24 protein-coding genes are annotated in these 24,470 nt (G+C 41.1%); 17 read left to right on the top strand and 7 right to left on the bottom strand.

The features are described from left to right. The first annotated feature begins 53 nt into the window (after positions 1–53). The 13 genes from MHB54_RS05850 to MHB54_RS05790 all read left to right on the top strand — a co-directional run bounded on the left by MHB54_RS05850 (position 54) and on the right by MHB54_RS05790 (position 13,421). Positions 54–548, top strand: coding sequence for a hypothetical protein (locus MHB54_RS05850; protein WP_023987679.1), 495 nt, complete (start codon positions 54–56; stop codon positions 546–548). A 36-nt stretch (positions 549–584) separates the two neighbouring features. Further along, on the top strand, positions 585–1,202 hold the full coding sequence (locus MHB54_RS05845) for a hypothetical protein (protein ID WP_023987680.1): 618 nt from the start codon (positions 585–587) through the stop codon (positions 1,200–1,202). Continuing rightward, positions 1,187–3,958 (top strand): right-handed parallel beta-helix repeat-containing protein, encoded by a 2,772-nt coding sequence (locus tag MHB54_RS05840; protein WP_023987681.1) that lies wholly within the window; start codon positions 1,187–1,189, stop codon positions 3,956–3,958. The genes MHB54_RS05845 and MHB54_RS05840 overlap by 16 nt, the downstream gene beginning before the upstream one ends. 36 nt (positions 3,959–3,994) lie before the next feature. Next, a complete protein-coding gene (locus tag MHB54_RS05835; protein WP_023987682.1) occupies positions 3,995–7,864 on the top strand; it encodes a DNRLRE domain-containing protein in 3,870 nt (1,289 codons plus the stop codon). Positions 7,865–8,553: 689 nt separating this feature from the next. Beyond that, positions 8,554–9,078 (top strand): sigma-70 family RNA polymerase sigma factor, encoded by a 525-nt coding sequence (locus tag MHB54_RS05830; RefSeq protein WP_023987683.1) that lies wholly within the window; start codon positions 8,554–8,556, stop codon positions 9,076–9,078. A 179-nt stretch (positions 9,079–9,257) separates the two neighbouring features. After that, entirely contained in the window at positions 9,258–10,376 is a 1,119-nt protein-coding gene (locus MHB54_RS05825) for a hypothetical protein (RefSeq protein ID WP_023987684.1), read from the top strand. Between the two features lie 13 nt (positions 10,377–10,389). Further along, positions 10,390–10,599, top strand: coding sequence for a hypothetical protein (locus MHB54_RS05820; protein WP_034094999.1), 210 nt, complete (start codon positions 10,390–10,392; stop codon positions 10,597–10,599). A gap of 67 nt (positions 10,600–10,666) precedes the next feature. Then, complete coding sequence (locus tag MHB54_RS05815) at positions 10,667–11,026, top strand: hypothetical protein (RefSeq protein WP_023987686.1); 360 nt, start codon at positions 10,667–10,669, stop codon at positions 11,024–11,026. A gap of 58 nt (positions 11,027–11,084) precedes the next feature. Next, entirely contained in the window at positions 11,085–11,432 is a 348-nt protein-coding gene (locus MHB54_RS05810) for a hypothetical protein (protein ID WP_023987687.1), read from the top strand. Between the two features lie 37 nt (positions 11,433–11,469). After that, positions 11,470–11,760 (top strand): hypothetical protein, encoded by a 291-nt coding sequence (locus tag MHB54_RS05805; protein ID WP_048481498.1) that lies wholly within the window; start codon positions 11,470–11,472, stop codon positions 11,758–11,760. After that, a complete protein-coding gene (locus tag MHB54_RS05800; RefSeq protein WP_023987689.1) occupies positions 11,760–11,990 on the top strand; it encodes a hypothetical protein in 231 nt (76 codons plus the stop codon). The genes MHB54_RS05805 and MHB54_RS05800 overlap by 1 nt, the downstream gene beginning before the upstream one ends. A gap of 108 nt (positions 11,991–12,098) precedes the next feature. Beyond that, complete coding sequence (locus tag MHB54_RS05795; protein WP_235322386.1) at positions 12,099–13,058, top strand: sigma-70 family RNA polymerase sigma factor; 960 nt, start codon at positions 12,099–12,101, stop codon at positions 13,056–13,058. A gap of 90 nt (positions 13,059–13,148) precedes the next feature. Further along, complete coding sequence (locus MHB54_RS05790) at positions 13,149–13,421, top strand: glutaredoxin family protein (RefSeq protein WP_023987691.1); 273 nt, start codon at positions 13,149–13,151, stop codon at positions 13,419–13,421. Positions 13,422–13,499: 78 nt separating this feature from the next. On the opposite strand, the gene MHB54_RS05785 is transcribed toward MHB54_RS05790, so the two are convergent. Beyond that, positions 13,500–14,588 carry a M24 family metallopeptidase gene (locus MHB54_RS05785; RefSeq protein ID WP_023987692.1) on the bottom strand — a complete coding sequence of 363 codons (1,089 nt, stop codon included), beginning with the start codon at positions 14,586–14,588 and terminating at the stop codon, positions 13,500–13,502. 72 nt (positions 14,589–14,660) lie between these two features. Further along, entirely contained in the window at positions 14,661–15,389 is a 729-nt protein-coding gene (locus MHB54_RS05780) for an MBL fold metallo-hydrolase (RefSeq protein WP_023987693.1), read from the bottom strand. 203 nt (positions 15,390–15,592) lie between these two features. Here MHB54_RS05780 and MHB54_RS05775 point away from each other — a divergent pair, with 203 nt between their 5' ends. Beyond that, entirely contained in the window at positions 15,593–16,105 is a 513-nt protein-coding gene (locus MHB54_RS05775) for a GNAT family N-acetyltransferase (RefSeq protein WP_068939939.1), read from the top strand. A 121-nt stretch (positions 16,106–16,226) separates the two neighbouring features. Here MHB54_RS05775 and MHB54_RS05770 read toward each other — a convergent pair whose 3' ends face one another. From MHB54_RS05770 to MHB54_RS05760, 3 genes are all read right to left on the bottom strand, one after another. Further along, complete coding sequence (locus MHB54_RS05770; RefSeq protein WP_013309318.1) at positions 16,227–16,661, bottom strand: threonine/serine exporter family protein; 435 nt, start codon at positions 16,659–16,661, stop codon at positions 16,227–16,229. A gap of 20 nt (positions 16,662–16,681) precedes the next feature. Further along, on the bottom strand, positions 16,682–17,437 hold the full coding sequence (locus tag MHB54_RS05765) for a threonine/serine exporter family protein (RefSeq protein ID WP_013309319.1): 756 nt from the start codon (positions 17,435–17,437) through the stop codon (positions 16,682–16,684). 113 nt (positions 17,438–17,550) lie between these two features. Then, a complete protein-coding gene (locus MHB54_RS05760; RefSeq protein WP_071639990.1) occupies positions 17,551–18,405 on the bottom strand; it encodes a hypothetical protein in 855 nt (284 codons plus the stop codon). A 358-nt stretch (positions 18,406–18,763) separates the two neighbouring features. Between MHB54_RS05760 and MHB54_RS05755 the strand changes: the two genes are divergently transcribed. Both MHB54_RS05755 and MHB54_RS05750 read left to right on the top strand, forming a co-directional pair. After that, on the top strand, positions 18,764–19,495 hold the full coding sequence (locus MHB54_RS05755; protein WP_264454037.1) for an HAD family hydrolase: 732 nt from the start codon (positions 18,764–18,766) through the stop codon (positions 19,493–19,495). A gap of 136 nt (positions 19,496–19,631) precedes the next feature. Beyond that, a complete protein-coding gene (locus tag MHB54_RS05750) occupies positions 19,632–20,312 on the top strand; it encodes a serine/threonine protein kinase (protein WP_023987697.1) in 681 nt (226 codons plus the stop codon). Between the two features lie 85 nt (positions 20,313–20,397). On the opposite strand, the gene MHB54_RS05745 is transcribed toward MHB54_RS05750, so the two are convergent. Continuing rightward, positions 20,398–21,816, bottom strand: a complete 1,419-nt coding sequence (locus MHB54_RS05745; protein WP_028543003.1) for an NAD-dependent malic enzyme — start codon at positions 21,814–21,816, stop codon at positions 20,398–20,400. 272 nt (positions 21,817–22,088) lie between these two features. Then, complete coding sequence (gene speD / locus MHB54_RS05740; RefSeq protein WP_053324922.1) at positions 22,089–22,895, bottom strand: adenosylmethionine decarboxylase; 807 nt, start codon at positions 22,893–22,895, stop codon at positions 22,089–22,091. A 698-nt stretch (positions 22,896–23,593) separates the two neighbouring features. Here speD and MHB54_RS05735 point away from each other — a divergent pair. Next, on the top strand, positions 23,594–24,442 hold the full coding sequence (locus MHB54_RS05735) for a hypothetical protein (RefSeq protein ID WP_023987699.1): 849 nt from the start codon (positions 23,594–23,596) through the stop codon (positions 24,440–24,442). The last annotated feature ends 28 nt before the right edge of the window (positions 24,443–24,470 follow it).

The raw sequence follows: 24,470 nt of genomic DNA, 5'->3' as shown, positions 1-24,470 counted from the left end.
AGAATGGCGTAGGATTTCAAATTATCTTTTTTATAAATTAAGGGGGAAAAAACATGCCAGCACCAGCAGTATCATGGCTTAAAACGGACAATGTAACGACCTTATCAAAATGGGAGATTGGAACGATTGACGCGGGGTCTTCTTCTCCATCCCTAGGCGTACTTATTTGGAACAACCGGGGAAATGCCAATAACGATTTCTCTACGATGACCAATTGCACTATTACGACCAAAGATAGTGCAGGGGGAGACAGTGGAGAATTGGTCTTGAATACATGGATTCAGGTACGTGTAGATAGTATGGGGGAATCAAGCTTTACCCCAATCGGAGGTACAGCTACTAAAGTTATTCAGGCCGGTGGTAATACAGTCAATTCCAAGGGGACCTTTTCGCCAAGTAATAAGGAAATTTTAGGGGTAATCAATGATGGCTCCGTAGGGAATTCCAAAGGTAACTATACACAAGTTACCTTGCAAGCGACCGTTCCAGCTACAGCTACAGCAGGTAATGTTAACTTTCTGACACGCGTAGCCTACCAATATGTTTAACAACTAATTACCAATACAATGGGAGGGAGAATGTCTATGTTTGTACAGTGTAATGGATATTCTCCTGTGTCACAGGATTTTATTTGGCTGGGTGAGTACGTAGATGGTACTCACCTTTCTGAATATGATTTTGTCACACAGGCAGAAAACAGCTTCTACGCTATTCAGAAAGAAAAGTTGATCCGATTTGGTTTAGTTGGGCATGGTAAAAAGTTTTTTTTTGAGAGCGATGGAATTTTCAAATTGGCTGGCAGAATGCTGGAACTGGTGTATTCAACACCAGACAGAGATTATAATCTGACCGGTAATGTATTTCAATCTTACACAGATATTATTTCGTTTAAGGATGCCGAGGCATCTGGATTACCTAACTATAGTCCTGTTGCCGTTGGAGAAAAAGGTGTAATGAATAGCACAATTACCCAGTTTAATTTTGGATATAAGGCAGCACTTCGGATTAAAAATGTTCAATTTCATATTAAGGCAATTTGTAAAATTCCATTTAATGCACCAGTTCATATGGCTTTGAGACTGGTATCTGATACTGAACTAGATGGAAAATTACAAATCAAAGTAAATGGCTTTACCACAAAAGAATTTATTGCCCCATTAAAGCCTAATATCGGAGGTGAGTTGAATTGGCTGGTTCAGTAATTCGTAACTATACAATTGAAATAGATAAAACCCATAAAAAATCAATAGTTAATATTTATCCGCATCCAGTAGAAATTCTCACTCCCAATGGATGGGAGAATATTAAAGAAGAATTTGAAGAACTCCAGGAAAAAATACTAGACAACAGTTATAAATTAACGCCTGAAGAAGAACAAGCCTTTCAAGAGTATCAACAATTAGCCCATAAATTTTATGAGAATAAAATAACATCTACTATTATATTTGATACAGACGATCCAACTGGAATCGATATTGTGGGTAGAGACCGAGTTCAACATGTACTGGATGCAGAAACCCGTGAAGAAATCTCGTTTTGCCGTGAATTCGCTTACGTGTACGGAGCATCCAATATTAGCGGAACAATTATTTTGCCATATGATGATTATTCAGATGTATATGTAGTTAGTGATGCGGATGAAGATGGTGTCGCTGAATTGACTTACGTCAAGGATAAGGAAGAAACCGACGGTGTAAGACCCTATTATGAAAAGGCTAATGGCCAGACTTACATCTACGTAGATCACTTCTCAGGTGGCGGTGGAACACAGGCAGACCCGTATATCGTTTCTAATGAGCAGGATTTGGATGATGTACGTAAAAAGCCTGGGGCCTGGTATTTACAGGACAGAGATATTGTCATGGGCAGTTTTCAAAGTGGAGAGGGATTTACCCCGATAGGTTCTAGCGCTTCCTATTTTACTGGAGTATATGATGGCAATGGTTACTCTATAAAAAGCTTATACATGAATCAGGACAGAGATTTCGTCGGATTATTTGGCTATACTAGGGCTGCAACTATTCGCAATTTAAGATTAATTGACCCTAATATTACTAATAAAAAGGCATATACAGGAGCTCTGGTAGGTTACGGAGATTATAACGTCAAGATATATAATTGTAATGTTATTTCTGGTGTAATAGAAGGCCAGAATGGATATGTTGGTGGATTAATTGGTTATATTTATAATACTTCAGGAAACACAACCATTAATAACTCATATAATTACAATTGCACCGTTCGTTCTGCAGCCGACATCGCAGGAGGATTCATTGGAAATATGAATCTATATTCTGATAGGTTTGACGTAGTAAATTGTTATTCAACAGGTAAGGTTGAAGATATCACTGTAGCTAAAGATAGAAGCAAGATTGGTGGATTTATAGGAACTACTAATCGTCCTGATTTATTCAAAAATTGTTATTGGGATATGCAGACCTCTGGTATTCAAATAAGTGGAACTGGAATAGGAAAATCGACATTAGAATTAAAAACTCAATCCACATTTCAGGATTGGGATTTCACCCTTTATTGGCATGTAAATCAAGATTATAACGGAGGATACCCTGAGCATCGGCAATTCATTCGGTATCAGAGCGGATCAGGAACAGAGCAAGAGCCCTTCCTTATTCTAAATGAATTCGATCTTGGCCAAATGCGTTGGTTTCGAAACGGCTCTTATTTCAAATTTGAAGATGATATCAAGATGACAGAATATCAGACTGGTGCCGGTTTTTATCCTATTAGCACCACTCTTGAAGGTAAGGAGCAGTATTTCAAAGGGTACGTTGATGGTGGTGGGCGTTGTGTGGCTAACCTATTTATCTATCGCCCTAATGATCAAATGGTAAGCCTCTTTGGGTATATAGCAGGTGGATGGATAAAAAATCTGGATATTGTTGACTGTAATATTACAGGAAACAATTATACAGCGACTCTGGTGGGGCAAGTCTCTAATTCAAATATTAGCAATTGTCATATTGATACTTTTTCATCTTGTAAAGTTACAAGTACAGCAAATCATGGTTCTGGTTTGGTAGGTTTAGTAACTACCAACGGTATTGTAGAGGATTGTAGTGTGAATGTGACTGTTGCTGGAGTGAACTATGTAGGCATATTTGCAGGTTATTTGAATGGTAATGGAATCATACGTAGATGTTATGCTTCCGGTAAGGGAGAGAATACAGGCAATTGGCTTGGAGGGTTTATTGGTTACACAAACAGCAGTACTGCTGTTATAGAAGATTGTTTAACAATTGCAGAATTAAATGGGACATCTGTAGGTGGATTTGGTGGTAGTATCCAATCCTGTATCATTAGACGTTGTATTGCGTCTGGCAAGGCTTTTGCCTCATCCTCATTAAACGGATTTATTTATACAGGTAGCGGTACCTTTTCTGATAATTACTTTGATAAAGAATTATATAAAACAACCTCCAGTACTGGGGCGGTAGGTTTGACAACTCGTGAAATGAAATACAGAGGAACTTACTCCAACACTGCGTGGAATTTTGATGATATTTGGATATTAGACCCTCAATACAATAATGGTTATCCATCTTTAAGAAAGCTGTTGCCTCTTGATTTACCGTTGTTAGGCTTCCGTAATGAGTTTGGTAAATACTACACAGATAATGCAGGAGAGCGACTGCGTTATCTGGAATTCGGTACATTAGTTGCAAGCCAAACCTCGTCGCCTAAGCCAGTGTGGGTGCAAAACAATGCCGATTTTCCTATTAATCAACTAAAAACATGGGTAGATCCTGCAACGGTAGCCGAAGGAATGGAAATCGATTTAAGTAATTCGGACACTCCTTTTTTACCTGCCCAGGAATTGTCCTTCAATGGCACAATGGCCAAGGGGAGCGCGGCAAAGTTCTATGTGAGAATCAAATCGGATATTGCCGTGAAGACGGGTGGAACGTTTGATCTAAGGGCGAAAGCAAGCCCAGTGTAATGATGTTCCAATACAATGGAATAGGGCGTGATATTGATGTTTAGTAAGAGAGGATTAGTCCTTTCCCTTCACGCTTCCCTTGCTAATCAAGGTTTGGAAGTTGGCTCCAACTTAAAACCCACTTCGCAATGGCACGATTTGAGTGGTAAAGGAAATCACGGAATACTGAATGGTTTTAATTTTACGACAGATGATGTTTGGGTAGGTAGGAACACCTTAACGAACCCATATGCCCTTTTCTTAAATGGAACGAGTAATTATATCAGGTGTAGCAGTACTAACATTGCAAAGCCTATTTTCAGCTTCACTTTTGAAGTGTGGATATATTATATCGGCGGGAACACTATTTTGTCTTCCGGCGGGCAGTTGAACGATACTCAGGGTATCTCGGTCAGATTTAACGATATGGGGGAATTGGAGCTACAGCTTGCGACAAGTAATAGAAAGGCCTATACCAATTTGGGGAGATTACCCAAAAATGAATGGTACCACATTGCTGGCTCATACGATGATCTTACAGGTAATCTGTCTGCTTTTCTAAATGGTGCTCCTCAAGGAATAGTCCGAGCTGAAGCTGCTGAGCATCATAAATTACCAAGCAATCTTTTCATCGGACGAGATAGTGCGGATAATAGCAAATGGTTGCGCGGTTATATTCCTATTATAAGGATGTACGACGTTGCTTTGACGATGGACGAAATTGCTGAGAACTATCTGGCCGGTTACCTTTTAAATATTGACCACTCAGACATTCCAATTCGTGCAGGATTGCCAGAAAGGAATAATGTCACTGGATATTTACGAATTGGAATTAATCGTAAATTTAAGGCTAAATACACGATTATTCCTAACGATATGGCTGATATGTCTTCAAACATAAGGATAAAAAAATCCATTGATTTAGACAGCAGTATGTATATCAACCCTAGTGCTTCCGTAAAGATTCGTTATGGCATAACCCCTGTGGATAATGGCGATGTTCAAGGTGCTATTAAAATTAAGGTGTCCAAGAACCTTACAGCTCTTCTGAGTGTTAATGTATCGGCTAAGGCAACAGCCCAGTACGATGTAAATTCATTGAAACCAAATGATTTACCAGCCAACTTGAGCATAGTACAACAGAGATTACCTTCCCGGATGGCGGTATATGCTCATTCCACATTAGCTGCAAAATATAATATTCACACTCTGCAAGAGCAGGACCTCAAAGCTATAGTAGAAGTCAAGCAGCCTAATGATGTCATCAGTGTTTTAAAAATTAACGCACGGACAAAAGGTAGCGGGATATACCATGTATTGGGAATTGAGCATGATAACCTCAGTTCCAGTTTACAGATTAAATCTATTCGTCAGCTTAATTCCATATTGTCAGTACGGGTTCATACTCAAATGGCGGCGAAATATAGTATATTGTCTATTGCAACCGGTGACATCCTATCTCTCCTGACCGTGAGAAGTATATCTGAATTGCACAGTAACATCCAGGTAGGAACCCACTCTCGGATGATAGGCCATTACGATATCAGCTTAAGTAATGTTATGGATATGCGCTCTTGCTTGGATATTAAAGAAACAGGGGATATACCTTCATCATTCTCCATTTCACCATATACCAAGACTACTGGAAGATACCAGATGGTTGCTCAGAATCGTGATGATCTTTCATCTGTGTTAACGGTTCAGGAAGTATCTGATCTTTCTTCTACCGTAGGAATTTCACCCTATACCTGGATGAAAGGCAAATACGATGTTATTGAGCCTCCAACGTATACGGTCAGCGTTTATTCCAATAGGGATGCTTTTGTTCGCGAGTCTCAGCCAAGATTAAATTATGGCGTTGAAGAACAAATGTATGTTGGATATTCCACATCTGCTCTGGAAAGATTCAGATCTTATGTTGGTTTTGATTTGGAATCAGCTTCTATCCCTAAGGAAAACACAACGATTAAATCTGCTGAGCTAAAAGTATACTTTGATGGCCGAGACATACCTGAGAAGGCAATACAGCTCATAGAGGCCTCAAAGGAATGGACAGAATATGGAGTTACATGGCAAAACCAACCGTATCCATTTGGCTTCAGCAGCCCAACTTCAACCTATAACGGGATAAACGTTGTTAAAGATGTAGGTGGTAATTCTGACTACTTTTATTTCAATGTGACAAATTCGATTCGTGATTGGTATGAAGGAAAAAGACCGAATTTCGGTTATATTCTTAAAGCTTTGGACGAATTTGAAAATGGAAGCATTCGATTCTTTACTAAGGAAGAGAAATCATACCGTCCTATATTGGATATTACCTACTATGATACTCGCATTTACAGTTTAGGCAGGAATAGTATAGCTGGCAGTATTACTTCTCGTTTAAATAAGATAACTGATTTAGCAGTGTCGTTCCGTATTAAACAGTTCTATGGAGAAACGATTAGACAAGGAAATTTGTTTGTCCATAACCCCAGAGAAATTGTTGCAGATATTGCAGTGAGCAAACCCAATATGGATTGTGGATTAGCAATACGCCGTAAGAGAAAAGATTCTATAGACGGTCAAGTTATTGTTGCGGTTGGGCTTGAAAATTCCATTGATGGCTGTTTATTGGTCAACAAGAAAATAGTTCCTACACACTTATATATCCTTTATAGGGATGACCTTGCTGCAGAAATAAGTGTGGTCAAATGGGTCAAACCGTTTCCTATACTCCCGGGAGTTCTTTATGTCAGCAGGAGAGACATCACCGGGTCTATGACTGCAATAAGGACAGGCAATCATGATTTTTTATCCGACATAGTTCTAAGTATTCCTAAAATACCAGGAAGTATCGACGTTCTCAAAGGCTCGGTTAAGGAAGGCTCGGTTTCTGTTCGAAGATATTGTGACGGGGAAATAATGGCGGAGGGATATTTACCATATCGATGTGATATGCCTACTGAGCTGCGCGTTCATAACCTCAATCTTTACGGCAGTATTCAAGTGGTATTTATTAGTCAACTCATGTCGGGTTTGTTTGTAAGATCCCAAGAGCATTCAGAAAAATCTTCAACGATTACACTACCGCACCACGCTTCTCTAGAATCAAGTTTATCGATCTGGCCTAAAAAAGACTATCCTTCAAGTATCACTGTACTTTCAGGATATTTATCCGGGTCAATTACCATTCCATATAACAAATTGAAGGATATCCTTTCACGAATTACAGTGCGTGTAAAGCTAGTTTCTGATATGGAAATTGCAATAGGGATACGATCTGGTTATCTCGGCTCTAATATCAAGGTTAGAATTGATAGTTATGTAGATCAGTTTTCTTATCTGCAAATCAGGTGTAGTAACCATGGATATTTTCCAGGTGAGCTTTATGTGAGTACCTGGGAAAAATCTGAAATGAAAAGTATGATCAGCGCACGAAAAAATCGTGACTCGGACAAGTGGTCTCGAATTTCAGTACAACTTTCACGTTGGAATGATTTGGTTGCTAATCTCTCGGTGCTTGTTATGGAGCCTAAAGACCTGAACTCTGATTTGGAGATCAGGAGGAAGGAGACGTATGACAAGCGGGGACGAGTTATTGTTCGGCACTTGGATCAAATGGAGATTCCAGCGGATCTAGGTGTCCGGGAACATAGTCACATATCAGGTATTCTAGCTGTAAGGAGAATGGAACGGATATATATACCCAGTAATGTTAGCATATGGAATAAATCAGCTATCAATGGGGCGGTAACAGTCAGACAGTACAGTTACCGTGATCTTCACACCTCAATGGATATATGGAAGAGGGCTATATTAGAAAGCTATATTTCTGTATGGCAAAAATCATTTTTGCCCGGAACTATACAGGTTCAGGTTTATGACAACCTCGAATCTAGTATTGAAGTCGCTACAGAATATGGATATAGTTTCATTATATAAAATTTAACCCCTACTATTTATAGCAGGGGTTAAATTTTATTGATTTTTACTTATATTGATCGCAAAAAGGAGGGCGGAGAGCACTATCTATCCGACAGGAAGGGGTAGTACAAAAGATGATTTGGTAAAAAGTTATCTTAGCATGCTTTGGAGAGGGATTATTAATACTAACTGTCAAATAGATTCGGCAGCCTTATATGGAATTTTAAAACTAGGTCATTTTGATTGAGTAGGGATATTAGGTCTAGGTCTTTTGTGATATTTTCAATTGATTCAAAAGTCTTATTTTTTTGAGGTGTTTTACACAAAAAACAAATCATTATAACCATGTTAAAATAATATCAACCTATGTTAGTAATTGACAAGGTTATATATACCTATTAAAATAAGAACAAAAGTTCGTATATAGCTCAAAAAAAGTATTAAATGAATTGCAACTCTTTGCATGTATATGACGACTATTAGAGTATAATTCTAAAAATTATTTATTCGCCTAGGAAAATGGAACTGATTCAAATGAATTACGTAATAGAAAAGAGTAGGATAACATAAAGAAAATAATGGAAATTTATCACCAAAATACAGAAAGGAAGGTGATAATTATTTTAGGTGGAGGAAATATGAAACAGAGGAGGACGGAGCCTACTAAATTAAACATACTAAATTAACTACTAAAATGGGAGATTCACATGATAACAACAAATGTTAGTTCATTTAATCCGGACACTTTAAATCATATTTTTAATTTTATATTGCGAGGCGTCAATGAAGAGGATCGAGAAGATGTTAAGCAGGATTCTATCGTTAAAATTCTGACCGCTATTAATAAAGGAACCATAAAAAAGGATATATCTACATTTTCACATACTATAATCAAACGTTCGGTAGTTGACTATTATCGTAAAAAAAAACGGAAAATTACACAATGCAGTACAACGGTTCATTATTGTGATGGAGCAGACGAAGAAGGATCAATGACAAGTTTTTACTCAGTCCAAGTTCATGATTACGGATTTGAATTAGCAAACATAAGAATAGACTATATGAGTAACATAAACAAGTTCACAAAACAGGAACAACGAATAATAAACTTCATGTTGCTCACCGAAGAAGGAATGGATATGAAACCGACAGAAATTGCCCATTATCTTGATATTCATAAATCCCATGCAAGCCGGGCTATGAAAAAATTAAGAACGCTTTGTGAGTGCTAATCATCAAATAAGATAAACTCCCTGATATGCCACTATCAGATAAGATTAACATTGAAGCCTATAGTAAAGAACTACACATTGCCCCTTACTATACTTTTTAGTATACATATCTAGAAGAGGCATTGCAAGCGAATGATTCTAAAGTTTTAATGAAAATTGGAATGAGGAAGGTTATTTATATGCTAAGTCGCTATATTGTCGGTGGAAGACTAGATCCGCCTTTTCAACCTACCAAAACAAGACCTTATATTTTAAGTCGTATGGTTGATATAGACGGTTTAAGAGCTATAGGAAGCAAAAGGATAGTATCAGACACATTTACAATGTCACATGATGTGGAATTTTTCGCTATATCATTAAAAGCGGATATTATTACTTCTGCCGATTATTGGTCTTTAATGGTTGATGGTAGATTAATTATCAATCATGTATATTGCAAAGACTATGGCGAAGGTCTTTATTTTCAAGTAGCCCATCCTGTCAAAGGAGGTAAGGAATTCGAGTTTGAGTTTTCTACCGAAAGTGATGAGTGCAAAAGGATAGAGGTATCATATCATTTTCTGACAGACCCTGACTTTAATCTTAGTTTAAACGGTACGGTAGACCCAAGTTATTACCTTGATCCATTACCTGAATCGATTGAACCTATAAATCTGTTAGTTGAAAATGATCCTTGTGTGGCTCCTGTTGTTTGGAATCCGCATATTTCAGTTAAAAGTGCAGAGGGGTGGTGTAAAAGTGTTGGTATAACGGCGGATTTTTCTAACCAGCTGGATGCTGCAAATTATATTACGGAAGCCTTGACCTTTTTACTTAATCATTGCTGTGGATTCGGACGTATGCTGGCCGAGAATCAGATGCAAATTCTCATTAAAAAGATTAATGGTGCTAATGGTTACTTTGATCCGGCGAAAGAGCAGATCGTCATTAATAAACAGTATAATTTTAAAGATGCCAATAAGGTTGCCGAGATTGAGTATGAAGTAAGGCAGAAATCTTCTCCTCATAAGCTGCGTACTTTTATTCATGAGGTGGGACACTGGCTGCATTTTCATAGCATTGGAAAAGAACAGTTTCTTCGTTACTCTTCACTTGATCCGGATCACTATGGGAACAGGACGATTTTAGCACAAGCAGATGAAATCTATATTGCGAATCATCTTAGTCAGTATGCTACTAAATGGTTTCCTATTGAATTTATACCTGAGGTATATACTGCAAGGGTGACGGGAATCGATATTGATCCCAAGATATGGGAGTGGTATTTACAATATGGAGGCTATGAATGCTCCAATTGATAAGGAGGTTTATATGGATATCACAGTTCCGTGTACGTTTTGTAAATATTTTAATCGAAATGATAAAGGTAATATGACTTGTAGAGCCTTTCCAAACGGAATCCCGAAGGAAATTCAGGAACTAAAAGTGATTCATGATCATGTTTACGAAGGAGATAATGGGCTGGTTTATGTGCCACTAAGTCGTGCGGTGGATTATTATGAATACTTTCCAATGGGATAGGGATCTGATTAGAATTTATACATTTTAAGTCAAGTTTTTGATAAAACGTGAAGGGAGATTATAGAACATGCTAGGTTACATGAATAAATGTCCCCATTGTGGGACGGAATCTTCTTTTGTCCCTGAGGAAATGGAATGCGATAAATCCCTTGTGCTATGGTGTAAACATTGTGGCAATTATATTAACCAAACGATAACCATGGAATCTCTTAGAAAGTGGTGGGCGAGATTTGATGAGGGTGAAGATTCATTCAGGCCGCCTGTAAGTAAAGATATTATGATCATGTTTGAAAAGCTTGAGCAAACTCTGGCTACAGATCCTGAATGTTATCTGAACCAGGTCGAAATTCATCTTAAGGATTTTACAGACTATCGCTACTCTGATTCAGAGGAACCAGATCATAATAATAATCCATATAAGAGTTAACTTTGAAATAAGTAACTAGCTTTTAAAGCGATGTTAACAAAAAACGGAGGTAATGGAAATGGAGTATACAAACAACAATATGTATGAACAAACTACTGAAGATTCCGACTCAGTGGATTTTATTCAAATTATTAGCAAAATCGGAAAGGTTGTTAAGGAAAATAAAGAGTTTAAAAGAGAAAATCTCCATTTGATCTCCCAAAATAGACAGCTTGCTGCCCGCAATCAATTGCTTGAAATGCAAATGATTGAATATATTTCTCATGCCCAGGAACTAGAGCAGCGACTCGAGGCTCAAAATGAGTACGCACTCGGTTTGAATCACTATAATCGTACAGATCATAAGAAATTATCATATTTTAATAATTCCGGATATACGTATCTCTTTAATTGTTTCGAAGAATAAATTCTAAAGAAAATATATATGAAGGGAGGTACCTACTATGGGGGAAATATCCACTTTGGGTAACATGGTGACACGAGTCGATCTCTTGTTTAATTTGATTCGTAATTTTGAAAAATCTATGAAGCATTCTTCACCTGCCACAATTGAGATAATGCGGCATCATAAAGAGCAACTTGAAAATATGGTGGAATTCATTATGGAAGCAAACATAATTTCTGAAATGGGCATGGAACAATTAATAGATCACAAAATCTGCTTAAGAAGCTGCATGGAGTCTGTTTATGATCATAAATGGGCTTACAGCGGAAAGACGAGGGAATATTCATAATGATAAAGTTCAGGGATGTGTATGACGCGATCAAAGAATCACAGCATTTTATGATAAGAATTGGACAGGACATAGACAATTTTGGTGATGAAAAAAACGTGCACATCCTTGCGGAAGAGCATACGCGACTTTCAGAGAGATATATGGAGCTGTACAACATGGATGTGCAATTAGAACGCGTGAGTCTTAACGATGTGGAGGCCAAAATCAAGCTCTGTATGGGACTTTAATTGACACAGGATTTTGCAACTTTTTTATAAGGTAGACCGACTACTATATTGTAAAAGTATTAAATGCAGAAGGGAATTTAATATGCTGATATAGCCAGAAAATACGGGGTGAACAGGTTGCTCAGTGATGCATATGTAAAATTAAGAGAATTTGCTGTGAAAGATATGCACAATACAAAACTTATTTGTGCGTGTAAGAAGAATACGGACCTTCTTGGTGAATTTCTTCAAGAGAATCGTAAATTTATATTTTCAATTATCATCCGATATAGGGGAAGTATAGAAGAGTTGAAAATAAAGTTTAGAGTTACCGAAGAAGATATATATCAACATGCATGTATAGGATTATTAACGGCACTTAAAGATTTCGATGTTAGTAGAGGCATTAAGTTTACTACGTATGTGGTAAGACCTATTTTATGGGAGGTTAATCAATTACTATATAGTAACTCTCAAGAGGTGAGGCTTAGTCGAGGGGCTATTGATATGATCCGAAGGATGGCAGAGATAGAAGATACACTAGGCTACAGACCAAACGAACAAGAAATGGCTGAATTTCTTCAAGTTTCTATAGAACGTTATAGGGAAGTTACTCAGTTTAGTAACGTAATGGAACAATTTGAAGCATTAGATAACTTTGAGGCTGTAGACAACTCTCAAAGTAGCGTACATGAGGATGTAATTGATAAGATTTATGTTAAGCAATTGCTATGTAGTCCCATGTTTACAGAGCATGAGAAGACTGTGATGCATCTAATTATGCAAGGAGCAAATAACTCTCAAATCGCAGAAAAAATTCACGTGTATCCCATGACAATTAGCAGGACATTAGCACGCATTAGAAAAAAAATAGTGAAACAACACTTGGATACTGACAATATTCAAGTTGAATCTCAATCAAAATACAAAAATGAAATAAATCTAATTATAGAGAAAAGCAAAGGGCAAAAACAAGTAATGAACGTTACAGACATTACTGATGCACTCGAAGTATCCGGTTATGATACTTCAAGGTATTCAAAACGCGTACTTTACTATATCCGTAAAAAAGCAAATCTAACTATCTAAAGTATAACAAATATAATAACAAATCACAACTGCATACAAAAGAAACTTTCTTTTATAAGAGAAAAATGATCTATGTGAGAGGCATAACTTATGCATATTACACTTTATTATAAAAATAACTGCCGATATTGTGAAAAGTTGAAAATTACACTCAGCAAATTGGCAAACGAGGATGGATTCTCGCTTCAAATGATTGATGCTGAATTGGAGAAGAATCCGTTGGATACTGTCCCTAAGGCAGTTATAAAATATAAAGGCCATGAGATTGGCAGGTTCAGTAGTGCTTTGGATAAGGTCGTTATAAAAAATTACTTAGCTTTACTCAGAGATTACATTAAGAAAAATAAAGCATATTTTGATTAATAGGACTTATTTAAAAACGATCAGGAGCCCATGATACCTCTTTGCATGAGCTCCGAAGTGTAAAAAATTTAATTAGGTTTATCCCAGCACTGTCAGTTCTTTTGGAAAAGAGGTAAGCACTTCAACACCATCAGAGGTGACCAGAACGTCATCTTCAATCCGCACACCGCCGAGGCCTGGCACATAGATACCGGGTTCGATTGTGAACACGAAGCCTTCATGAAGCAGATCGCTATTGCCTCCGTGTACAGATGGATATTCGTGAACACTCATGCCAAGGCCGTGTCCAACTCGATGGTTAAAGGCAGGGCCATATCCAGCGGCTTCAACAACAGCCCGTGCTGCCTGATCTACGGATGCGCAGGAAACTCCCGGGCGAATGGCGGCAATTCCCGCTTCGTTCGAGCGAAGAACCGTATTATAAATCGTTTCCAGCTCAGTCGATAGCTTTCCAAAAGCAAAAGTACGTGTAATATCCGAAGCATAGCCATCGGAGTATACGCCCATATCAAACATGAGCAGATCGCCATGCTGTAGCTTGCGGGTGCCTGGAACACCATGAGGCAAGGCTGTTTTGGGTCCAGACAGCACTGTTGTGTCAAAGGACGGGCCATCTGCGCCAATCTTTTTCATCTGGTATTCGATTTCTGCCACCAGCTCAACTTCCGTCACCCCTTCGCGCACATGGGTGAGACCGTGACGAAGAGCATCTTCTACCAAACGAGCTGCATGTTTCAGACGTTGCACTTCCTCAGGAGTTTTTCTCACACGCATTTCTTGAAGCACTGGACCTAGATCCACATATTGAGCCGCGCCAATGGCAGTATGTAGCTGTTCGTAACGGAGGACGGAGACGTGCTCCTTTTCCAGCGCGAATGCTTTCACACCGGTACCTGTACGTTGACGCAGCAGATCATATGGATTGTCCGTATCGGTGTGGGTGGATATACGAGTCACAGAAGAAGCAGCTTGGGCGGCTTCTGCATCCAGGGCGGGTACGATCAGTTCTGGTTCTTGGTCCCGAAGCAACACCAGACCCAGAAAACGCTCATGCGGATCACTGGCAAAGCCCGTCAGATAGTAAATATGTTTAGGATCGGTCACAAGCAGGCCGTCCCAAGACTGTGACTTCAGTTCATCATACAGTCGGGTTATTTTCTCATTCATAAAGTCTCATTCCTTTCTGTCTATTTATTCATTATAGCTCTTCATACATAATTATTTATGGCATTGAATGACTTATTCTCTTTTCTGACATAATGTTTGCAGTCGTGCCTGTACATTCTGATCATAGTAACCACCATGGTAGCAGAGTACCTTCTCGACATCCAATACAGTTAGTTTATCGAGGCTCTTCAGGGCCAGCGGCATATCCGGCGTAGCCGACTCTGCAGGCCCGACCAGTTCACCTTCGACTACCAGCAGTTCATCTGCTGCCAATAGTAGCTTTTGTGCGGGCACATACAAGCTTATATGCCCGGGCGTGTGACCGGGTGTATGAATAATCTGTATGCCCCCACCATAAGGCAGATGCTCACCGTCCTCAAGAATATGAGCAAAGCGCAAATCTGGCAGGCGGCGAATCATATCCTCTGCTTGCTGTTTGAGCACAGTATCCATTTGTTTAATCCGTTCGGGCGTCAGCTTCACAAACGGTCGCTCTCCTGTCATGTAAGGAACGTCATCCTTATGGGCTAACAGGGCAGTATTCGGCAGCAGATCCAGCAGTGCATGAACATTTCCGATATGGTCAATATCCTGATGTGTTAAAATAATTCTTTTCACGCGGCTGATATCCTCACCCACATCTGAGATAGCCTTGCGTAATGGCTCCAATTGGCCAAGCATTCCCGTGTCAATCAGTGTAAGTCCATCCTCGTCCTTGAGCAGTACAGGATAAATAGTCGTTTTTCCAAAAAAAGATTCCATAGGTATTTCCAAAATCAAGAGTTGAGTTCCAATATTCATATTAAGCTGCTTCAGAATCCTTAACTCCGAAACATACCTCCCGTCTCATCGTGTTAAATCGCTTTCCCCGTTTTTATTTTTCCTTATCTTCAAGCTCTATTATAAAACCCTTTGGGACTAATCCGCAAAACAACTCGATATGGCTGATCGGGCGCTTGTCTTGTACAATAAATAAATCACACAATAGGAGGCGGATACGAATAATGAATAAGGACCAATCTTTTTCCATTGAATTTGCGTGCAAAGAGGATCTTCCCGATATTGTGGACATTTATAATTCTACGATTGCAGGACGAATGGTCACGGCAGATCTGGAACCGGTGACAGTGGAGAGTCGCATTCCATGGTTTGAGGCTCATCAGGAGAACCACCGCCCTTTGTGGGTATTAAAACAAAAGGGTGCAATTGCCGGATGGGCCAGCCTTCAGTCCTTTTATGGGCGTCCAGCTTATAACGGTACAGCAGAAATTAGCATATACGTCCATGAGGATTCTCGTGGAACCGGAACAGGAAGTCGACTGGTACAGCACTTGCTAAATGAATGTCCGAGACTGGGGATTACAACGTTGTTGGGATTTGTTTTTGGTCATAATGAACCAAGTATTGGGCTGCTGCGGAAGTTTGGTTTTGAGCAATGGGGATACTATCCGCGTGTAGCTGTGCTGGACAGCATAGAGCGAGATTTAGCGATATTGGGCAAGCGAGTGGATGAATAATAGCTTATGACAGTTAAATATTCTTTGTAATGTGTACAGAAAAAGGCTGTTTCCAAAATCGTCTCAAACACTGCGGATGATTTTAGGAGCAGCCTCTTTTACTTTGCTATTTTCATCGCTTTTAGCGCTGTGGTTTAAAACGTATGCTGTGAAAAATTTGATTAAGCACCTCAGACAGCACTAAACCGACAGCAATAGCACCTGCGATCATCAGCGTGCTCATGGCCAGCTCCAGTGCCTGAGGATAATGTTGTTGTACGAACTGGCGCATGGCATTATAGGCCATTCCCCCTGGAACGAGCGGGATCATGCCTGCCACACTAAAAATAATCACAGGCATTTTGTACAGCCGCGCAAAGCCTTGACTGACGATGCCGATGAGAATCGTTGCCAAAAGGCTGGCGCTCACAGGTCCCATGCTGTCCGTGGTTGAATAATAGACAAGCCAGCCTAGCATACCAACAAAACCGCATTGCAGTAGTGAACGCCGGGGGGCATGGAAAAGTATGCCGAAAGCAGCGGTGGCAATAAAGCTTGTGAATAATTGTGCAAGCATAGACTTGAATCTCCTCCGAATCACATATAAGAAATGATAACCGCAACGCCAGCTCCAATGCCGAAAGACGTCAGGCAAGCATCGGCTCCCTTGGAAAGACCCGAAACAAGGTGCCCGGACATTAAATCACGGATGGCATTTGTAATTAACAAGCCTGGAACCAGTGGCATGACAGAGCCAATAATAATTTTATCCATCATCTGTCCCCAGCCTACTATCGTTAATAGAGCCGCCAGCAAGCCGATTAGAAAAGATGCAGAAAACTCTGAGAAAAACTTAACCTTAACGAGCCTGTGAAAATACTGTACAGCTGCAAATCCGATACCTCCGCATAACACAGCTGCGGGGAAATCTCGCCAGACTCCACCAAACATGATCATAAAGCAACCGCTGGCCAACGCAGCAGCCATCAGCTGTACACGGTTGGAATAGCGGAGGGGGCCACGTTCAATCTCCGAAAGCTCCTTGACGGCAGCGCGAGGAGACAAATCACCTGTGCTGATTTTACGTGAAATGGAATTGACCTCTGTCACCTTGTGCAAATCGGTGGTCCGCTCTACGATGCGGATGAGCTTGGCAGGCTCCGAGTCATTAATGGCAAAAAAAATCCCAGTTGGTGTTACATAGCTATGGGACTGGGATATGCCATAGGCTGAAGCAATGCGGGACATCGTGTCTTCAACACGATAGGTTTCGGCTCCATTTTGCATCATCAGTTTGCCCGCCAACAGACAAACTTCAATGATTTCAGGAGTAGGATAGGAATGATTATTCATACTCGCTCTCTTTCATTCGTACCGGGCCGTTCGACCCTATTATTTTCATTTATTGTAGCACAAAAAGCCGCCTTTTCAGAGGCGGTTATGTTAGGCGGAAGCCAAGGATTTCGTCATGATTCTATCATATCGGGAATAACGGTATAGTAGGACTCTTCCAGATATGTTGCGGCCTCAGACAGACCCATCAACTTAAGCTGTCCAGCTACAAAAGCACGAAGGGCAGAATGGGTGAACAAATGCCGTGTCTGGGCATCCCGAATAAAAGCCAGTCTGGCTTCACGCGAACCGTTGTGGAACAACTCACGCACAGCTTCGCCTTGTTGTTCCCAAAGGAAAGGCTCCGTTACGGTTAAGAGGGCACTCTCCATAGAAGAGCTATGCTTCGCAGAAGAAGATAACTGAATGCCCAACCCGTTTAGCGTAGGAGCTGCTTCATTGTGCTTCCGTTCTGTTCGCAAGCTGTCGATATACGCAGCCATATCCTGAATCGGTTCGATACCAAAGCGTTCGCGAAAGCATTCGCGTACAAACGCGGTGCGTTCATCTACAATCTGAGGCAGTCGCTGACCTGCATGTCCAGAATAGTCATCTCCACTGGCATAGTATCGTTTTAATGAACTGTTCTCTGTATAAACAACGCTTAAAAAATCCTGCAAATGACGGGCAACCACCCACACACCCGTCCAATCGACGGGAGATACACATACTATAGGGGCCCGGGAAAGGTCCTTTTCAAGCCCAAAATCCGTTAAAAAGCCATAATGTATTCCGTCCACCCCTGCGTGGGCAAAAGGAACAACATCTGGTGGTGTAGCCATATATCGTGGCGCGCGGCCCTGCTCCATAATCAATCCCAAATCAAAACTCAGAGAATGCCGGTTCGCTTCGAGCTCTTTTTCAAATTCTATAAGTGCCTCAATCAAAGGTGTAGCTGATCCATAGGCTAGGTTAGAACCGGAATCCATCGTGTATGCCTCCCTTATCCAAGTACATCCGTAAAGCGTTCATCCCTAAAAGGTACGTGATTTTACACGAAATGTAAACCTGTATGACGAATATTTTCAAAAATGTGACCTTTTACCCGTGTGTTGTCAAATAAAACGCTTTCGGGCAAAGCAGGACAAGATACCTATGTTAGCTCGGTAGAGAAGTAAAGTGAGTTTGTGAAAATGCGGTCTTTTCAGTGTATGTTAGCAAACGTGAAGTGTGATTGCAGGATGCGCAGTTGAAGGACAAGGTGCAACGTAACAGGCCAACGGGTATAATATCAGGACAAGGTGAAAAGGAGCGTCATCCGAAGATTTAACAGAAAGAAGTGGGCATATGAATTTGCAAAAGAAGGCTGTTTTTTTTGATGTAGATGATACGATGTACGATCATTTGCACCCTACACGCGATGCATTGCGTACAGTATTAGGATTGAGTGAGCGTTTTCCTTATGAGAAAGCCTACCATCGTATTCGCTATTACAGCGATGTACTATCGGATAAAGGAGGACTATTGGAGGGGAAGGCAGGGCCGGATGAACTGGATGAGATGAGGGAAGGCCGTTTCATTCTGGCTTTACAAGAATTCGGGGTAGAAATTACCCGTGAGCAGGCAGTACATGTTCAACAAGAATACTTAGATCGTCAGTACCGAATTGAGCCTTTTGAGGGGGCGATCTCGTTAATAAATGATTTGAGCTCGGCTGGCTTTTTAGTTGGATTAATTACAAACGGTCTTGAGGAACACCAGATGAGCAAGATCAAGGCCATGGCACTGGAAAATCATGTTGCAGCAGAGCATATCTTTGTATCTGGGACCGTTGGCTATGCCAAGCCTGATCCGCGCATTTTCGAAGTAGTGAACGAACGGACAGGAACGTTAGCAGAGCACTGCTGCTACATTGGGGATTCCTGGCGTAATGACGTGGCGGGAGCTATAGCTGCGAATTGGCAGGTGATCTGGTTCAATCACAGGAACGCTCCCCCGGAGACTGACGTGTTGGGGATCTATAAAACAGCAGCAAGCTATGCAGAGTTAAGAAGGTTGCTTCTGCCGGACGCTCGTTAGACACGGTACATACCGTATTTATAAAAGAATCAACCTATTTTGAAGCCATTCCAAAAGATAACCCGTAATACTATTTATCTGTTATAGAACTAACTTTATTGGTATTGGTTTAGAACAGAGAAGGAGGGGATCGCGCATGGTAGAACAATGGAGGCAGGCAGAAGACATCATAAGTCAAGTGACCGTATACAGTACGGAGGATAATGATCCGGTTACCATTAAAACAGGCACTCAAGACGTCCGCTGTATTGGCATCGGGACAGATGCGGCCGTATTTACGCTCGATACGTTGCCAGGCTACGCGTTCAAGGTGTACTCAGACATGGCGATCGAGAAGAAAGATGCGGAGGCCGACGTATATGAGCGTTTGCGAGGGTCTGACTTTTTTCCTCATTATTACGGAAAAGGCGACAAGTATATTGTCATAAGTTATGAATCCGGTATTACGCTGCTGGATTGTCTGCTGCAAGGAATTCCTGTGCCAGAGCAGGTCATTCTAGATGTGGAAAAGGCGAGGGAATTTGTCCGATCCAAGGGGCTGAATCCCCGTGATATTCACCTCAAGAATGTACTCATGCAAGACGGGCGTGCCAAGGTATTGGATGTATCTGAATACGTGAAGGAAGGCGATGACAAGCGCTGGGAGCATTTGGTGTGGGCGTATCATACGTTTTATTCCGGTATCTCGGAGGTTAAGGTTCCCTCATGGATTTTGGATACGATTAAAAAATGGTACTACAAGCTGGACAACTCCAACTTTAATCTGGAGGAGTTTGCCCAGCGTGCCAGTCAATTGTTCTCTAAATGGAGGTCATAACCGCTGTAAAGAAAACGGATATGAAGACTGATCTTTCGATAGCAAAAAGGATTGCACCCGTATTTAGGGGAGCAATCCTTTTCTTTTATCTGAAATCCCGAGGCACTCTTCTGGCTGTACCGCTCGCAATCGCGGCTTGAATCACCTTTTCACGAACCCGTTGAACTGCACTCTCGTTAAATACACCAGGGATAATATACAGCTTGTTTAGTTCTTCAGGACGGATCGTGCCTGCGATGGCCTCTGCGGCCGCCAGCTTCATCTCTTCGTTGATTTCACGGGCACGGCAGTCGAGCGCCGCTCGAAAGATGCCAGGGAAACAAAGCACATTGTTAATTTGGTTAGGATAGTCCGAACGTCCGGTGGCGATGACACCCGCAATGTCCTCGACGTCCTCTGGCGCAATTTCGGGAACCGGGTTAGCCATAGTGAACAGCACCGGGGCTTCTTTCATACGTTTCACGTCTTCTCGTTGCAGTAGTCCACCTGCCGACAGCCCGATAAACACGTCAGCATCCTTCAGAACCTCGGACAGCGTGCCGGACAGCCGATCAGGGTTGGTATGCTGCGCATACCAGTTCCACATCGGATGCTCGTATGTTTCATCAGCTGTAAGCGCTCCGTGACGATCTACGCCAATGATGTTGACTGCTCCTGCAGATAGCAAAATTTTCGTACAGGCCACACCCGCAGCCCCGATACCACAGACGACAATTTTGACGTCAGACAGGGCTTTGCCGACAACCTTGAGCGCATTGATCAGCCCTGCGTATAAAACGACAGCTGTGCCGTGCTGATCGTCATGAAAAACAGGTATGTCCAGCTCTTTACGTAACCGCTGTTCAATCTCAAAGCATCGTGGCGACGAAATATCCTCCAGATTAATCCCGCCAAAAGCTGGGGCCATTTGTTTAATGGCCTTAATGATCTCTTCGGTGTCCTGCGTATCCAGACAGATTGGAAAGGCATCGACGGAGCCGAGCTGCTTGAACAGCATGGCTTTGCCTTCCATAACCGGCATGGCTGCATAGGGACCGATGTTCCCTAGCCCGAGAACAGCGCTTCCGTCAGAGACGACAGCGACCGTGTTGCGCTTGATCGTCAAGCGGAAAGCTTTGTCCGGTTCCTCGTGAATCGCCATGCATACGCGTGCCACATCGGGGGTATATACCCGGGATAAGTCATCGCGGTTTTGAATTGGGACTTTGGGCTGCATTTCAATTTTGCCCCCGAGGTGTAATAGGAAGGTACGATCAGAGATGGATAATACCTTAACACCTTGTGCTTTTTTAATCCGAGCAATCATTCGGTCGATTTCTGCTGGATCGGCAATGGTAACTGTAATATCCCTCACAGTGACCTTCTCAGAGGTGCTAATGACGTCAATGGCAATCACATCTCCGCCATGTTCGTTTACCAGCGTAATCAATTGACCAAATTGGATGTGTCCGGTGGAAATTTCCAATCGCAAAATGATGTTTTTACCGCCAATACCGCCTTGCATACAAATTCCTCCTTTGTCTTCCATAACAAAATCATACGTAGGATCAATTGATTGCGCTTACAATAAGAAGCGGATGTAAAATCTATGCTGATATTTTAAATTAGTGGTTTCTTCCCCTATCATAGTGAACAATCTCTCGCTTGTACAGATCAAGTTGAGTAATATCTATTATTTTGTATTTAAAAAAGGACGAAAGCCCGGCTGCATTCCAGTCCAAGCGATCATCCTTTTTTCAATAAAATGATCTATTTTATTTTCACGCATTCGATCTGTTACGTCATATTTTTACCGTAGTAAATTTCGTCCATTTCGATCTTGAGACGTGTTGATATATTTTGTTGCTCTTTTTCACTCAGACTTTCCTTGGTGTAGCCGAACAGGTAATTGTCCAGATCGAATTGTTTTAGCTTACATTTGGTATGGAAAATATTTTCCTGATACACATTCACGTCGATCATGTCATACAGACTGCGCACTTCGTCTGGAATATAGTTTTGAATGGAGGCGATATCATGGTCGATGAAAAGCTTATGTCCATTCGTATCACGTGTGAAGCCGCGTACCCGGTAATCAATCGTCATAATGTCGGTGTCGAAAGAATGAGTCAAATAGTGGAGTGCCTTGAGCGGGGAGATTTCCCCACAGGTAGAGACATCAATATCAGCTCGAAACGTACTGATCCCCTCGTCTGGATGATATTCCGGGTAGGTGTGAACCGTAATATGGCTTTTATCCAGCTGTATCACGACAGATTCAGGCAGGGGGCCTGGTGACTCGGCATAAGATTCAGTCGGTACCTCCACAATGGGTCCTTCTGATATAAGTACTGTTACGCTGGCTCCTTGAGGTACATAATCCTGCTGGGCTACGTTGAGTACGTGGGCGCCGATAATGTCAGATACATTTTTTAAAATAGCTGTCAGCCGATCTGAGTTGTATTGTTCATCAATATATTCAATATACGCCTCGCGTTCTTCTTTGGTTTTGGTGTAACAAATATCGTACATGTTGAAGCTCAATGATTTGGTCAAATTGTTAAATCCGTGCAGGGTAATCCGCTGTTCCGGTGTTATGGTCATAGGCTATTTCCCCTTATAGTCGCAGTATTCATACATAATATTCCCAACACTCCTTTTCATATACCGATTCATAAAATCAGTTCTGTAGCTGTTAGATTAAAGCCTTGAACAAGTATGTCTTACCCGTTTGGCATAATTAAAAACAGGCAGGGGAGCGTCTTTGTTTTTACATGTATGGAAATTTTAACGTATATATACTTTATTTCTTACTCAGCGATTTTTAAGTAACAGGACTTATAATGTAGACTATGCATAGGGCGAAGGAACTGAATGGACAGAGGACTCGTAGTAAAACATAAGAACCGGGTTAGTAATTCATTAATTTAATGTGTGTCACCTTCACAATGCTGAAAGCTTAACCGAATATGATTATAGACCCGAAAAAATAGTGATTTTGTATATTGCGTAAATCGAGAAAAGCAACTTCAGCTAATAATGTGCGTATAATGAAATAAACGTAAGAAGCTGAGAATTATGAAGTTAAAATGAATTTTGATAGCAAAATTTAATTTACAAACCGATCCCATGTTACTGTCAGGATTTTGCAAAATTCGATTCCAGTCGCTCCGAAGTGCAAGATATAGACGAACTAAACCATTTCGATCTATATCTTGTTCATTGGAAAGTTCATTGGAAGTCGCTTATGAGATTTTTGCAAAATCCTCTACTGTAAGAAAAACGGTGAAAGGAGTATCAAGATGCTGGCTTTGTCCGATCCGGCCTGGACTCTGCTCCAAGGCCCCTACGGTTCTTCTCAATACGTCCCAGAAATGTTGAAGCAGCTCCAAGCCGGATATGACGGCGAAATGGCTGACACCTTGTATTGGGAGGAACTGTATCACCAAAATACGTTGTATACTTGTACATTTGCGGCTGTACCTTACCTTGTAGACATTGCGTTAAAAAGTTCTGATATAGGGATTCGTGCAGATATATATAACATTTGCGGAATATTCGAAGCGAAGAATAACAATCCTCTACATACCAAAGTTCCATTGGAATTTACAAGGGATCAGGTGAAAGTGGATTCTAGTCTGGCTGAATATATTTATGCGCAATATCGGAGTGCCATTGTCCGACTTGCAGAATTGACTGAAGAAATGGTGCTCTATGCGAAGGAACACGAAGGAGATATCGGTAAACGCTATGTTCTGGCTGCGGGTGCTGCTTTTCAGGGTTATCGCTGCGTAGCTTATATGCTACAAAGCTTCGATACAGGTGACGAATATACGCTGGATTGTCCGCATTGCGGTACCCCGCTCTATATTTGGCCTGATGAACAGAATGACACCCTGGTTGTCTATGATAAAGATCCTGTAAATTCAGACAATCTGGTTCCCCATCCGATCAGCCCCCGTTCATTGGACCGTAGAGGTGCTAATATGCAGTGGTTACACGAATATGCCCAAAAAATTGAAGAGAACAAGCTGCTTGCCCAATTACCCTATTTAAACGGTTGGGTAGATTGTCCAGTGTGTAATACGCCCATATATATATGGGATGAGTTGATGAAAATGGCTGATGGTGTTCGGAGATATACCGCTTAATCAATCAAAAAAGGGTGCTGTCTTCTAC

The sequence above is a fragment of the Paenibacillus sp. FSL M7-0802 genome, assembly GCF_038004945.1.
Taxonomy (GTDB): Bacteria; Bacillota; Bacilli; order Paenibacillales; family Paenibacillaceae; genus Paenibacillus; species Paenibacillus polymyxa_B.
Note: the sequence above shows the minus strand (reverse complement) of the source record. Positions and strands in the feature narration are given on the sequence as shown.

Coding starts and splice junctions, on each gene's coding strand:
- MHB54_RS05780 (WP_023987693.1), bottom strand. CDS start 15,389: ATGAATATTGGAACTCAACTCTTGATTTTGGAAATACCTATGGAATCT.
- MHB54_RS05820 (WP_034094999.1), top strand. CDS start 10,390: ATGGATATCACAGTTCCGTGTACGTTTTGTAAATATTTTAATCGAAAT.
- MHB54_RS05825 (WP_023987684.1), top strand. CDS start 9,258: ATGCTAAGTCGCTATATTGTCGGTGGAAGACTAGATCCGCCTTTTCAA.
- MHB54_RS05785 (WP_023987692.1), bottom strand. CDS start 14,588: ATGAATGAGAAAATAACCCGACTGTATGATGAACTGAAGTCACAGTCT.
- MHB54_RS05805 (WP_048481498.1), top strand. CDS start 11,470: ATGGGGGAAATATCCACTTTGGGTAACATGGTGACACGAGTCGATCTC.
- MHB54_RS05850 (WP_023987679.1), top strand. CDS start 54: ATGCCAGCACCAGCAGTATCATGGCTTAAAACGGACAATGTAACGACC.
- MHB54_RS05845 (WP_023987680.1), top strand. CDS start 585: ATGTTTGTACAGTGTAATGGATATTCTCCTGTGTCACAGGATTTTATT.
- MHB54_RS05830 (WP_023987683.1), top strand. CDS start 8,554: ATGATAACAACAAATGTTAGTTCATTTAATCCGGACACTTTAAATCAT.
- speD (WP_053324922.1), bottom strand. CDS start 22,895: ATGACCATAACACCGGAACAGCGGATTACCCTGCACGGATTTAACAAT.
- MHB54_RS05755 (WP_264454037.1), top strand. CDS start 18,764: ATGAATTTGCAAAAGAAGGCTGTTTTTTTTGATGTAGATGATACGATG.
- MHB54_RS05750 (WP_023987697.1), top strand. CDS start 19,632: ATGGTAGAACAATGGAGGCAGGCAGAAGACATCATAAGTCAAGTGACC.
- MHB54_RS05770 (WP_013309318.1), bottom strand. CDS start 16,661: ATGCTTGCACAATTATTCACAAGCTTTATTGCCACCGCTGCTTTCGGC.
- MHB54_RS05810 (WP_023987687.1), top strand. CDS start 11,085: ATGGAGTATACAAACAACAATATGTATGAACAAACTACTGAAGATTCC.
- MHB54_RS05800 (WP_023987689.1), top strand. CDS start 11,760: ATGATAAAGTTCAGGGATGTGTATGACGCGATCAAAGAATCACAGCAT.
- MHB54_RS05775 (WP_068939939.1), top strand. CDS start 15,593: ATGAATAAGGACCAATCTTTTTCCATTGAATTTGCGTGCAAAGAGGAT.
- MHB54_RS05745 (WP_028543003.1), bottom strand. CDS start 21,816: ATGCAAGGCGGTATTGGCGGTAAAAACATCATTTTGCGATTGGAAATT.
- MHB54_RS05835 (WP_023987682.1), top strand. CDS start 3,995: ATGTTTAGTAAGAGAGGATTAGTCCTTTCCCTTCACGCTTCCCTTGCT.
- MHB54_RS05790 (WP_023987691.1), top strand. CDS start 13,149: ATGCATATTACACTTTATTATAAAAATAACTGCCGATATTGTGAAAAG.
- MHB54_RS05760 (WP_071639990.1), bottom strand. CDS start 18,405: ATGGATTCCGGTTCTAACCTAGCCTATGGATCAGCTACACCTTTGATT.
- MHB54_RS05815 (WP_023987686.1), top strand. CDS start 10,667: ATGCTAGGTTACATGAATAAATGTCCCCATTGTGGGACGGAATCTTCT.
- MHB54_RS05735 (WP_023987699.1), top strand. CDS start 23,594: ATGCTGGCTTTGTCCGATCCGGCCTGGACTCTGCTCCAAGGCCCCTAC.
- MHB54_RS05765 (WP_013309319.1), bottom strand. CDS start 17,437: ATGAATAATCATTCCTATCCTACTCCTGAAATCATTGAAGTTTGTCTG.